The sequence below is a fragment of the Aeromonas sp. R2-2 genome, assembly GCF_040908355.1.
Lineage (GTDB): Bacteria > Pseudomonadota > Gammaproteobacteria > Enterobacterales > Aeromonadaceae > Aeromonas > Aeromonas veronii.
Genome location: NZ_JBFODQ010000084.1, coordinates 18,868 through 31,459, shown reverse-complemented (window position 1 = coordinate 31,459; position 12,592 = coordinate 18,868). Strand labels below are relative to the sequence as shown.

The 12,592-nt window shown below is 45.6% G+C and carries 13 protein-coding genes; 5 read left to right on the top strand and 8 right to left on the bottom strand.

Going from position 1 to position 12,592, the window contains the following annotated elements; genetic code table 11:
• The first annotated feature begins 27 nt into the window (after positions 1–27).
• The gene (locus AB5Z09_RS17850; RefSeq protein ID WP_368195889.1) at positions 28–945 is read left to right on the top strand and encodes an IS5 family transposase; all 918 of its coding nucleotides are present in this window, start codon (positions 28–30) and stop codon (positions 943–945) included.
• Positions 946–1,046: 101 nt separating this feature from the next.
• Here AB5Z09_RS17850 and AB5Z09_RS17845 read toward each other — a convergent pair whose 3' ends face one another.
• The 8 genes from AB5Z09_RS17845 to AB5Z09_RS17810 all read right to left on the bottom strand — a co-directional run bounded on the left by AB5Z09_RS17845 (position 1,047) and on the right by AB5Z09_RS17810 (position 9,718).
• Positions 1,047–3,296: an AAA family ATPase gene (locus tag AB5Z09_RS17845; protein WP_368195888.1), complete on the bottom strand. Its 2,250-nt coding sequence runs from the start codon at positions 3,294–3,296 to the stop codon at positions 1,047–1,049.
• Complete coding sequence (locus AB5Z09_RS17840; RefSeq protein WP_368195887.1) at positions 3,293–3,799, bottom strand: hypothetical protein; 507 nt, start codon at positions 3,797–3,799, stop codon at positions 3,293–3,295. The genes AB5Z09_RS17845 and AB5Z09_RS17840 overlap by 4 nt, the downstream gene beginning before the upstream one ends.
• Positions 3,796–4,215, bottom strand: coding sequence for a hypothetical protein (locus tag AB5Z09_RS17835; RefSeq protein WP_131730289.1), 420 nt, complete (start codon positions 4,213–4,215; stop codon positions 3,796–3,798). Before AB5Z09_RS17835 ends, AB5Z09_RS17840 begins: the two co-directional genes overlap by 4 nt.
• Positions 4,212–5,546, bottom strand: a complete 1,335-nt coding sequence (locus AB5Z09_RS17830) for an integrase (protein ID WP_368195886.1) — start codon at positions 5,544–5,546, stop codon at positions 4,212–4,214. Before AB5Z09_RS17830 ends, AB5Z09_RS17835 begins: the two co-directional genes overlap by 4 nt.
• Positions 5,521–6,276, bottom strand: a complete 756-nt coding sequence (locus tag AB5Z09_RS17825) for a hypothetical protein (protein ID WP_368195885.1) — start codon at positions 6,274–6,276, stop codon at positions 5,521–5,523. Before AB5Z09_RS17825 ends, AB5Z09_RS17830 begins: the two co-directional genes overlap by 26 nt.
• Positions 6,273–7,811 carry a tyrosine-type recombinase/integrase gene (locus AB5Z09_RS17820; protein WP_368195884.1) on the bottom strand — a complete coding sequence of 513 codons (1,539 nt, stop codon included), beginning with the start codon at positions 7,809–7,811 and terminating at the stop codon, positions 6,273–6,275. The genes AB5Z09_RS17825 and AB5Z09_RS17820 overlap by 4 nt, the downstream gene beginning before the upstream one ends.
• Positions 7,777–8,949 carry a tyrosine-type recombinase/integrase gene (locus tag AB5Z09_RS17815; RefSeq protein ID WP_368195883.1) on the bottom strand — a complete coding sequence of 391 codons (1,173 nt, stop codon included), beginning with the start codon at positions 8,947–8,949 and terminating at the stop codon, positions 7,777–7,779. The genes AB5Z09_RS17820 and AB5Z09_RS17815 overlap by 35 nt, the downstream gene beginning before the upstream one ends.
• Positions 8,950–9,130: 181 nt before the next feature.
• A complete protein-coding gene (locus AB5Z09_RS17810; protein WP_005340181.1) occupies positions 9,131–9,718 on the bottom strand; it encodes a single-stranded DNA-binding protein in 588 nt (195 codons plus the stop codon).
• 426 nt (positions 9,719–10,144) lie between these two features.
• Between AB5Z09_RS17810 and AB5Z09_RS17805 the strand changes: the two genes are divergently transcribed.
• The 4 genes from AB5Z09_RS17805 to AB5Z09_RS17790 are packed head-to-tail and all read left to right on the top strand — an operon-like array spanning position 10,145 to position 12,495.
• Entirely contained in the window at positions 10,145–10,792 is a 648-nt protein-coding gene (locus AB5Z09_RS17805; protein ID WP_042080923.1) for a LuxR C-terminal-related transcriptional regulator, read from the top strand.
• Positions 10,792–11,235: a curli production assembly/transport protein CsgE gene (locus AB5Z09_RS17800; protein ID WP_368195882.1), complete on the top strand. Its 444-nt coding sequence runs from the start codon at positions 10,792–10,794 to the stop codon at positions 11,233–11,235. The genes AB5Z09_RS17805 and AB5Z09_RS17800 overlap by 1 nt, the downstream gene beginning before the upstream one ends.
• An 11-nt stretch (positions 11,236–11,246) precedes the next feature.
• Positions 11,247–11,648 carry a curli assembly protein CsgF gene (locus AB5Z09_RS17795; RefSeq protein WP_019445195.1) on the top strand — a complete coding sequence of 134 codons (402 nt, stop codon included), beginning with the start codon at positions 11,247–11,249 and terminating at the stop codon, positions 11,646–11,648.
• A gap of 7 nt (positions 11,649–11,655) precedes the next feature.
• The gene (locus tag AB5Z09_RS17790; RefSeq protein WP_005355003.1) at positions 11,656–12,495 is read left to right on the top strand and encodes a CsgG/HfaB family protein; all 840 of its coding nucleotides are present in this window, start codon (positions 11,656–11,658) and stop codon (positions 12,493–12,495) included.
• The last annotated feature ends 97 nt before the right edge of the window (positions 12,496–12,592 follow it).

Here is a 12,592-nt window from a genome sequence, read left to right as displayed (position 1 = left end):
CACCACCATCCTCTTCAAGTTTGCATCATGGGCACGTCGCTTCACCCCATCACCAACTGGCCTACATACAACAAGTCTTTGATTAACCGTGGTTCACTCACCTTCTGGGTTGATGCCGAAGCCATGAACAGCTGGTTTCACCACGACCATCATGGGCGCCGAGGTCGCAGCCAGCTTTACACCGACCAGACCATCTGTACCTTCCTGATGCTCAAGGGGATTTTCAACCTCACTCTGCGGGCCACTCAGGGACTACTAGACTCCCTGTTCGAGTTGATGAATGTACCGTTGTGCGCACCGGACTATAGCTGCGTCAGCAAGCGAGCACGCTCGGTGACTGTGGCTTATCGACAGCCCCCAAAGGAACGTATTACCGACTTGGTTATCGACTCAACCGGGCTGAAGGTGTTTGGGGAAGGCGAGTGGAAGGTCAGAAAACACGGTTCGGAGAAGCGGCGAGTGTGGCGCAAGTTGCATCTGGCGGTAGACCCGGTGACCCACGATATCGTGGCGGCGGAAGTCTCACTGGAAAATGTCCATGATGCCGAGGTGTTGCCCACCTTGCTCAACCCTCTGCGGCGTAAGCTGGGACATGTTTATGCGGATGGTGCCTATGACAGCAAAGCCAGCCATCAGCTTATCTCGCGCAAAGGGGCGACAGCCTGTATCCCGCCTCGTAAGAGCGCGGGGTTATGGAAAAAGGGGCATCCAAGAAATGAGGCCGTGCTGGTGATGCGCAAGAAAGGGCTGGCGCACTGGAAGAAGATATCGGAGTATCACCGTCGCTCGCTGGCAGAGACGGCGATGTATCGGCTCAAGCAATTGCTGGCGGGGAAAATCAGTCTGCGTAACTACAACGGCCAAGTGGGAGAAGTCATGGCGTATGTTAGCGCCATAAACAAGCTGAATACCCTTGGTCTACCTGTCAGAAAGCCCCGAGTGTAGCGGTCACCAGGGGCTGGGGCAGTTGCTGCTTGATGGTTTATTTGGGAAACAACGCCTCGATAGACGTGTCTCAGAATCAAAGGGCTAGTAATTTCAAGCCGTTATCTATCAGCATCTAAAGGAGAATCAGCCATTGCTTGTATTAGCAACGCTTTAACCTTATGTCCAAGATCAACATTTCGTTTGCTCGCTGACTCATGTGTTAGTGCTTGGCTCAGAATATTCAGAGGCCCGATCAAGTAGACCTTTTCTACGGCTCGTGTAATCGCGGTATAACACATTGTTCGATCAATATTTGGGGCCTTATCCAGAACAATGATGACTTGCTTAAACTGTGAACCCTGACTCTTGTGAATCGTCATAGCATAAGCGTGGCGAAGGGCATTGATTATCTCCAAAGAGATCTCTCGTTCTATGCCGTCATCCCATAGAATCTTGCCAAAGCTAGACAAAGGCTCATCGTTGTCATCATTATTTATAATTTTCATTACGTTGTAAACTTGGCAAATGGTTCCTATGGAACCATTCATCAGGTCATGATCATAAAGGTTGGAGCAACACATTACTTTGTCATGTAGTTTAAACTCAGTATCTAAATAGTGATTTGCTTCTTCTATAAATACCTTTAATGGTTTACTGTTATTCAATGCTACGCAGCGTTTATTTATATCATTAACCATTTTGGTTGTAGCGCAAATTATTTGTGTTTCATCAGGTTTTTCTACATATATTGAGACTGCTCTCTTTTGAATTGCATTGGCTCCATTGATATCAATATGGACGACATCATCGTAGCTAAATGTTGGAAGAATACCATTACGGATAGAAGCTGAAATAGCAGGGATGTTTGAGTGTTTATCTTGTCGACGAACCTCTGTTAATGTGATTTTTGGAATATCGTGCATTGGCACTAGTTCATGGAAAACAAGACCGAAATCTACAGGTGGAAGCTGCCCAATATCGCCTAACATGATTACATGTGCAGAATTAGGAACACATCTCAATAGGCGGTACATACTAGGCAAGTCTACCATTGAGCTTTCATCGACAACAATAACAAGTTGTCTGCCTTCATAATTATTAGCATTGAAGTTTTTAATAAATCTTGCGATAGTATGAGCCTCTTGATTTGTTGCCTCTGCCATCCTTTTTGCTGCTTTGCCTGCAAGTGCGACTTGTACTGGTATTATATCTAACTTATGAAACACTGAATAAAGCGCATCTAATAATGTAGTTTTACCTACACCTGCACCACCATTAATAATTAAAAAGCGATGTTTTATAGCCCCAAAGATAGCTTCTTTTTGAAGAGAGTTTAAGTTAAAACACTTTTTACTTTCGTATTGATTGATATAAAAGTTTATCCTTTTTTCATCGATGGATAATTTACTTGGGTTTGTGATGAGGTTCACCAATCGCTGAGCAACATATGCTTCCATGGTGAAAGCACCAGCGCTCTGTAATTCATTGTCACCAACATCAAGGATATTTTCACACGATGTGGCGAGTGCGAATGCTTGATTAACATAGCACTCTGTTTTCTCTTGATTATTGGGGATATGTAAGAGCTGTTTCAGCCATATGTCTAGATCATATCGTGTTGCTAATGTACTCCCGCTAGAAAGGTGACAGTACAATGCCTCCTCGGCTGCTGCTGCGAGCCTAATAGGAGCATCCAATTGAAAGCCTAGAGCCACTGAGATTCGATCACATTCATTAAAATCAACACCAAACGCTAATAATCGGTAAGGGTCTTCGCTTACCTTACTTATGGTTTCCTGTTGATAATAATCTGATACCAAAAATGAGGTGGATACTGATAATCCCAAATGTGCATTGCAGAAACGCATAGCATCAATATTTATATAGCTACGCCATGCATCGATAGTATTTTTTGCGGTGTTTTCACTTAATATCTTACGCAGGCTTACAATATCACCATTGTCCAAGATTTCAAATAAGGACTCACCAAATGTAGACCATAATGTACGGGCTTTTACTGGGCCAACACCTTTAAATCTGGCGTGACTGCCTAACATGATTACGATTTGCTCCCCTGATGGCCTAATTAGATCTAGGTATTGAGGGGTGATTACAGTGAGAATGCCTCCGTGCTCTACACGTCTACTATACTGCTTTTTGACAGCTAATTTAACCAATGCACCCTTCGCTAATATTAGTGACAGGCGATCACTGTTATTTTCAATTATGTGAATGATGTAATTGCGCTTGTAATTGCAATTACGTAGAGTGTCAGGATCTATCTGCACAGCATGAAATGAGCGACCTTTTCTGGATGAATATGGTGGTCTCGTGATGCGAAAAAACTTCTCTTGCTCGAAGTCATTCATCTAGGCACCCGCTTAAATATTTCTAGCAATTCCATACGATCCTGTTCTCGATGTGAATTTGATTGAAGAGATTTATATTCTTGCTTTAAGCCTTCTAAATGAGATTCAAGTTCTGCAACCCGTAGCTGTAATTGGCGAATCATTTTATCTTTCTCTTGAATGATCTTTTCTTGCGGGCTGTATCGCTTTGCGGGTGCTTTTGAAGTATCCCTAGCCTGGTAGGGAAGTTCCTGCAAGGTATTCTGCTCAGCTAGCCATTGAGCCTTATTTTTAAGGTACGCAACAATGTATTTATTTTGGTAATAGCTAGAGCGAGATATGCCAATCTCTTTTATTATTGCAGTTGCATTTAAACTGCCATTTTCTATGAAGTTTTGCCATTCAGCAAGGTCAAGTGGCCCGACTAAATTAGCCACCTTAACTAGATTTTCACGCGCCTTGGCATGCATTTTATCAAGATCGAAATCTTCCAGCTCATGGTTAATACTGAATGCTCTATTCATTGTTTAAGATCTTTCAATCTGGCTTTTGTCTTCATAGAGTGTGGGAGCGGTGCTTCCAACTCCTCAATGGACATACCACGACTTGTTGCATTGGCGAACCAGCGAACAAAAGTCTCATCATAGTCAGCCAATAGTTTTTTTAACTTGATATTTTCCTCTTTTATTTTATCAAGCTTTGATTGGGTTTCTTCTGCACGCCTGCCGATATCTTCTAATATGTTGCTACTTTGATTGGCTTCTTTATAAGCCTTAACAATAGCTTCTTTTTTGGATAATGCTTGCCGAGTAAACCCTGTCTCTTGTTCTAGCTCTTTCCAGGTGACCTTATTCTTCCCACTGCGGGCAGCTAGGATTACGATGAGTTTGCAGAAGTCTTGTTCTAGTGCCGCTGTAATTTGTTTCTGTTCTTTTTTCATATTGCAACGCACCCATTATTACCATTAGGGAAAACTTGCACTAATTCACCATCTGAAATTGAATTATCCTGCTCAATGGCGAGGGCTATACGACAACCATTTAATAGTTCTTCATTAGAGCGTAGCCAGTTATTGGAACCATGATATTCAGCGTCAACTGCTGCTTTAACATGTTGAATTCGAGTTTCTTGTTCAGCTTGAAGTTTTTGTAAATGGATGATCTCTTCCTGATTTCCTTTTATACGATAATACTCAGAGCATCCACGGACGCATGCATAGTATTTTCCACATGGAGAGTCACTATAGTCATGTTTGCATAAGCCAATTGCAGTGATGAGTGTTGTACCAATGTCTTCTATCGTTTCAAGAACCTCATCACGGTCAACCAGTGTAAAGATCACGGATGCCTCTTTTGCTTGCTCTGGTGTTATATTTGAGGCGGCAAAGAGTATGTCTGCGTTATCCATGACTCTTTTAGCTGGATTAGTGTGGTCATAGGCTACATTGTCTAGAGTATACTTTCGCCCAAAGTATCGAGCAACCTCTATAGGGGTTACTGAATCTGAGAGCTCTAGCATAGTGTCTAGAAAGTGACGGAATTGATGTGATGTCAGCCGGATCTGTTCACCTTGATAGCACAGGTTTTTGCGTTCAAATACATTCTTTATACCATATTCAGGACGGCCAGCAATATAGTCTGATATTTGAGTATACGTTATCATTGTGAATTCCCATGGCTCAGCTCTCTTCTCAGAATGATGTTGCTGATGTTGGGTAACAAATATTAGTTTATCTAGGGAATCAGCCACAGTTAACTCTGAAGTCTGTTTCCATAACTGATCTATAGACTCCTGTGCTAATGAAAATGCCTTTCCCTTTAAGTCGGATGGGTGGAATGCGACCGCAATTTTACCTGTGTTTGGATTCCGTTTATTCGTCAGGTTGATATTTCTTTTCTTTAGGTAGGATGTGAGATTTGGACGTGATGACCAGTTTAATCTTTCCCAAATATCAGTGACAAACAACTCACAATCTTCAGTGATAATTGGGAAGAAGTCGTATTTCCCATTAGCAACGCATTTAATCGTGTCACGTACAGGTGCTAATATTTCAAGGGCGCTAGTCAGACCTTTCTTTAGGATTGGCAACATGCTTAAGGAGATTGGTTTGGTTTGATATCCAGCACCTTTTTTGGCTCGGTAGCGGATCTCATGAATGGATAATATTTCCATTTCACCTGTGAAGACGTTTTGCTCCTCAATCTCCCTAACCTGTAAGCAGTCGACATCCAGGCAGATCACCTCATCAAATCGCAGACCTGTTGTAAACATGATTTCTACCATAGCACTGAAACAGTGCATCATCACCTTCTAGATTCGAGTTAGAAATTGCTGCTACTGCAATCAGGCTTTCATGGGTAGGTAGCTTCTCATGCCGTTTGGTAGTTGACTCAAAATCGATTCTTGTATCACTAGGGGTATGGGTTTCTCCGCGTTTAGATGACTTTTTGAATACAATTTTTTGGATGGAGAGTCGCTTCTGGTTAATGAATTTCGCAATGGATTCAAGTCTCTGACCAACACGGTAAAAGGTAGAACCTTCTATTTTATCGTGTGCTTCCGCCTCTGCGACTTTGAAGTCATAAGTAGTCAGAGTGCTTGCTGTAATATTTCTTTTTAGCATCACATTATCTAAATACCGATATGCAAGAATATAAAAATTGAGTGTTCCTACATCTTTTGACTTCTCAATTTGCAAGGCTGAAATATGACATTTTGCTATATCAGATAAATCCAGGTTGTGAAATGGCTTCATGTCATCGCGTGATGACTTAACTCTTTTGCCGAGATTATTATCTCGATTGAAATTGATGGATATATTGTATCCAGCTTTGCTAGCTTGAGTCTTACAAATACCTTTAGCATCCCAGCTAAGGGCATCCCATTCCCAACCTTCTAATGTTGCAAAGGGAGTGTTTTTTTTGTAAAAGTGAACTAATTGTGCCAGATTGCTATCAGCATCTACACCAATTGATGGTAATAATTGTAGACTGGTATTCATAGTTCACCCTTGTCAAACATGTCAGCAAACTTGCGAGCAGCTAAAAAGTTTTTATGTTGAAGAATATTTATGGCGTGTGCATCACCAAATGCTGTTTTTACTTCTTCTACCATCGTATCTACAATTGCCTTATGATCAACATCTTCAAAAGCCTCTAGAGAAGAGCAGTTGTAACAAGAAAGCGGGGGTTGCAGAGAGCATGGGGTAGCGCTACCGCAGCTACCAATTTGAACAAGATTTAGATTTTTCGATGGCGCGAAAATACCTTGTCCTCGCTTAGAGGCATTATCAGGCGTGACAACTTTACCTGCAAATGCATCGAGTATATCCATGGCCTCACTTCGCAGTACATCATCTAGTTTTTTGGCAACAGTATGCGATTGTCTATAATAAACTTCTAGTTGTTGTAAATCACTATGATCCATTAGTTCAGCAACAACAGACATAGGAGTGCCTTTGGCGATTAACCGTGAGCAGAAGGTTTTACGAAGTCTACGGTTTGTTACCTTGAAGTCCAATCCAACAACCATTCTGAACAGATTGGTGATGTATGTCATCTTTGTTATCTTTACTTGCTGCTTAACTAATTCATCTCTAACACTATAGTACTCTGAGATAACAGGCCAATCATCAGTAATTTTTGTACCTAGTATATCTTCGTAACGTGCTTTCATTAATGATAGTAGTCTTGCAAGTGTTTTTGTTATGGGGCGAATTTTATATACATTATTATTGGCCTGCCCTCTTTGTTTTGCCCTCAAAACGTTTAGTGTATATGCACCTTTGTCTGAGAGCTGTAAGTCAGAGAACTTCAGCCTCATCACTTGAATATTTCTCATGCCCAGAACCTGCGCGCATTTCAGTGACACCAATCCCTGTAATGCATGCGTGGTTAGTGTTTCTGGGGAAATGGCGTTTAATGTGGAGATGAAGATGCGTTCTTCCTTGATCGTGAGTGGGCCACGGTCAGGGATTTCCATAATGACATCAAGACCTTTACCTTCGTCTGTACCAAACTTTATATTGGCTAGGTAGTAATCATAAAAGTCTTCGTCAAAGTATGGGTGACCTTCTTCAACGCACCATTTATACATCATTCTTAAAATAGATTTAGTGCTCGCACTACGTTCAGAACTCATAAGTTCTCTGTAGATCTCTTGCATCTTTTCAGCGATGTCTTCTGCTGCAATATCGTCAGGGATGTTTAGTAATCGCCAGCAATGTTGATGTGAGAAAAGAGCATAGTTAGAGTAGATATGACAAGCATAAGAAATCCATGCACGGGCATGCTCTCTTAGTTGGGGAGAGATTTTGTCAAAGAATAAGGTCTCCCTCTCCGATTCCAAAACTATTTTACTTTGTGTTAAATCCAGTTGTTGGCCTGACTGGCTTACAGGATATGGGTCATAAGCAAATCGTGGATGCTGGTCTATTTGTACCAACATAATATCGTTTTTATCTAATTTTTTTGTCGGCATAGCCAGCACCTCGGCAATCATATTATGATAGTTTTCTATGTGATTCCATTTCAGCATGAAGTTGGTTTAGAACTAAGTTGCATTGTTCCATTATTGAACCAGTTTCATATATTAGACTACTATCTGAGTTATACGTCCACCCCCCAACATTATTTTTTAGCTTTTTCTGTTGAGCTGCATCAATTCCCATTTTGGTGAGCATTCTGTCAAGATTTTCAAAGAGGGTATGTCTTAATTTATGCGGGTGGATATCTGACAACTCTAAAATCTTATTCTTAATACTTGAGAAAACATCATCCAGTGCTGCTATTGATAGCGGATTATGTGGTTTGGTTGTCGCTAAGAGTAGATAAGGGCTCTTCATAGCTGAGTCGCCAAGAGATTTTCTGGCCTGTTTATATTCATCAATCAGTGATGCTAGAGGAAATGAAATAGGTATGATCCGGCCAACTGTTTTTTCGCGAGGTGATCTACCACGAGGATCGTTATGCTCGACATTCTGTTGTGTCAGGATAAATGGGTAAACTCCATGTACCAGCTTGCTCGTATGGCAGTTTGATGTTGTAAGTGATAGCAGTTCACCTTTCCTAATTCCTGTTTCTAAAAGTAATCTAAGAATTAGCTTGTTACGTAACTGAGTAGCTTTATTCCAGCCAAGCAAACTTGGCATTTCCATGACATCATACAGTGTTGCTTGTTGGACTAATGACAAACCAAGGGCGCGGCCTTGAGCTGTCTTTGGTCTTCTCAGCTTGGATAGTTTGACTTGAAGTTTTTCCATCATCTTGGGTATTTGATGGAATAGAGGATCTGTATTACGGCGCTTGGAAATTGCTTTATCGGCTAAAAATTGAAAGTAAACCAATACTAGGTCAAGGCGTTGATTGAAATAATCAGGACTAACAATATCTGGCCGGAGGGGTCTTGCTCCGTTGATATCGTATGAGTGATGCTCAAGGTGTTTGAGAAAACTCTGGTATAAGCCAGTATCAGCAAACCCTGTGCCAGCAACAATTTCCGCTAGATCTACTTTTAGCATTGCTGCCCATCGTTCGATATGGATTAGGTGGTTTGCATTATTCTCCTGTGTTTTTTCCGCACCATACAGGTGTGTCAGTGTGAACTCACATAGCCTCGGGATGGGGAGTCCTCTCTCATCAACGATTAGATACTTACGTTCATTGTACTGCTTCATGTTGACGGTTCTGAGCTTCACTGCATCATTCCTTTACACTTTTAGACACCTATTCCTAATGTATACTCCGAGCTTTCAGAATGAGCAATCTTTACATGTTTAGAAATGAAAAAACCCCGAAATATCGGGGTTTTTAGGCATTTCGCTTTACAAAGTGCTTTACATTTTAAAAAATCCGGCCCTAGAACGGGATATCGTCGTCGAAATCCATCGGCGGCTCGTTATATACCGGCGGTGCAGATTGCGGTTGCTGGGCAGGACGGCCATAACCGCCTTGCGGCTGCATATTCTGCTGCGGAGCCGGTGCCGGGCGCTGCTGATTCATCGGCTGCTGGGCAGGCATGCTCTGCTGTGGCTGACCCCAGTTACCCTGGGATTGGCCACCCATGTTCTGGCCCATACCCTGACCGCCTTGCGGACGGCCACCCAGCATCTGCATCACGCCAGTGAAGCTGTCGACCAGCACTTCAGTGGTGTAGCGCTCCTGGCCGCTCTGATCCTGCCATTTGCGGGTTTGCAGTTTGCCTTCCACATAGACCTGGGAGCCCTTCTTCAGGTACTCGCCAGCCACTTCGGCCAGCTTGCCCATGAAGACGACGCGATGCCATTCGGTACGCTCTTTCTGCTCACCGGTCTGCTTGTCGCGCCAGGTTTCAGAGGTAGCCAGAGTAATGTTGGTCACAGCACCGCCACTCGGCATGTAGCGTACTTCCGGGTCTTGCCCGAGGTTACCGATCAGAATGACTTTATTGATGCCTCGACTGGCCATAATCTCTCTTCCACCTTATTTACCGGCCAGGTCGAAACCTGGTCCAACACGACTAGATACCTGATTAGTTGCTGTGTGCGGGGCGCAATGTCCCGCAGACGCATGTGACGGTCATAGTAACAGTTGCGAAGCGGATTGGCAGCATCCTTAACCGGCTTGATGCGCCAAAGGTAACTGTTGGCTCCTGCTGTAGTGATGGTCGGGTTGCAGCTGTTTCCGGCGCGTCCGGCATCACATTTCTGCCATATATTCCTGTTATGCTGGCCGATTGGCGAATTGGAATCGGTTTTTAAATCGACTAAAAACATATGGTTATGATATTTATGAGATCCATTCTCATACTTTTTTAATATTGTGCTCCCATACCTCCTTGGTAGACTCAGTCGGCCAGATTAGGTGGTTTACAGGTTCAAGGAAGAGCACACAATGAAAGCCGCATGCCCGATCGCACTGGTCACTGAAAATAATGTGCAGGCCAGCACATTTGCTGCATACCTCATCTCTCATTTGAGCCGTCCCGTCCAGCTAATCCACGAGATTAATCAGCTAGATAACCAGTGTGACGGCACGCTGTTTCTCATCGATCTCGACTATATCCGCTCTGGCCAGTCACTGGGCTGGAACCGGGCGATCTCCGAACGCTTTGGCATGGCGACCACCGTGCTGCTCAATGCTCCTACTGCGACGGATCGCGACCTGCTGCTGATGTGGCCGCAGATCTGTGGTCTGTTTTTCCGTCAGGATCCGCTCGACCGACTGGTTGCCGGGTTGCAGAAAATCCTGTTGGGCGAGTACTGGATGCCGCGTCACCTGCTGTGCGAGCTGGTCGAATACTATCGCCAGGGCAATAGCTACCTGCTGCGTAACGACACCCTGCTGACCGCCAGAGAGCAGGAGATCATCCGTTATCTGATGACGGGCGCCTCCAATGTCGAGATCGCCGACAGCCTGTTTGTCAGCGAGCACACAGTCAAATCCCACCTCTATAACGTCTTTAAAAAGCTGAATGTGAAGAACCGGATCCAGGCGGTGAGCTGGGCCAAAGAGTATCTCGATGCTCCGGACTCCCACTGATGAAAGCGCTCTCTGTGGCGTGTTGCCTCACGCTGCTTTGGGGCTGCACGACCGTTGTGGCGGCCGAGGCCGATGCACCGCTGGAGTCGGTGCAGCCGGAGCAGGAGAGTGATCGGCTGGATGTGGATGGTCTGGTACTTGATCGCACCTTTACCCGTTTCGGTCAGGGCTTTTATAACGAATTTACCCGGTTGCGCAGCGATGAAGACCCGGATGCCAGAGAGAATCTGACGATTCATGAGCGCCCGACAGCCCGCTGGGGCAGCCTGATCTGGATCACCCATAACCGGAAGGTGATTTTTAAAACCGCACTCTCTCCCGGCCGCAATCAGCAGGAGCAGAGCGCCAAACTGGCTTGGTCACAGGTCAGGCAGACCCTCGAACAGCAGAAGATCGCGACCCTGTTCATGGATACCTTCGATTTGGAACATGATGAACTATAAGGATATTTCTCATGCGTGCCCGGTTATGGCTAGTTGCTGCACTGATAGCGCCAACGCTCCATGCGTCGGAGCTTGTCTATCGCCCCGTCAACCCCAGCTTTGGGGGTAACCCTCTCAACAGCAGTCATCTGCTTGGCACCGCCAATGCGCAGAATGATTACAAGGATCCCGCCAGTGGCAGCGGTAGCAGCGGCACCTCGGCGCTGGATCGCCTGACCTCCAACCTGCAATCCCGCCTGATCAGCCAGCTGTTGGCCGATATCGGCAAGGATGGCAGCCAGAGCGGCAGTCTGGTGACCGATGATTTTGCCATCAATGTGGTGGATGAAGATGGCACCCTGGTGGTTTCGATCACCGACCGGGTGACCAACCAGACCACCATGATCGAAGTGAATGGCCTGATTGCCGACTGAGGGCGCGATGAAACGACAACTGTTATTGATAGTGCCCCTGCTTGCGCTGGCTGGCTGTGCGACCCATATCGGCTCACCCGTTGCCGATGAGAAGGCAACCCTGATGCCGCGATCCGTCTCTTACAAGGAGCTGATCAGTCTGCCCAAGCCAAAAGGGAAAATTGTCGCGGCCGTCTACGATTTTCGCGATCAGACAGGTCAGTACCTGCCTGCACCGGCGTCCAACTTCTCCACGGCGGTCACCCAGGGTGGGGTGGCCATGCTGAGCACGGCCTTGTGGGACTCTCAATGGTTTGTGCCGCTGGAGCGGGAAGGGCTGCAGAACCTGCTGACTGAACGCAAGATTGTGCGGGCGGCCCAGAACAAGCCCAACGTTCCCGGCAACAATGCCAATCAACTGCCCTCTCTGGTCGCCGCCAACATCCTGATCGAGGGGGGGATAGTCGCCTATGACAGCAATGTACGAACCGGCGGGGCGGGGGCCAAGTATTTCGGCATCGGTGCCAGCGGGGAGTACCGCGTCGATCAGGTGACGGTCAATCTGCGAGCCGTCGATATCCGTTCAGGCCGGATCCTGAACAGTGTCACCACCTCCAAGACAGTTCTGTCGCAACAGGTGCAGGCAGGGGTATTCCGTTTCGTCGAGTACAAGCGCCTGCTGGAGGCCGAGGCCGGTTTCAGCACCAATGAGCCGGTACAGATGTGTGTCATGTCGGCTATCGAGTCCGGGGTGATCCGGCTGATAGCCAATGGTGTGCGGGACAATCTGTGGCAACTGGCTGACCAGCGGGATATCGACAATCCGATCCTGCAGGAGTACCTGCAAGACAATGCCCCGCTACTTTGAGTTTTCCCGCTCGCGCAATGCCCTCCCTGGTGGAGGGCATTTTTTTTGGCCTCCATCGAATACGAATTAAGACTTTCTGCTCAGCGACAGGGCGGCG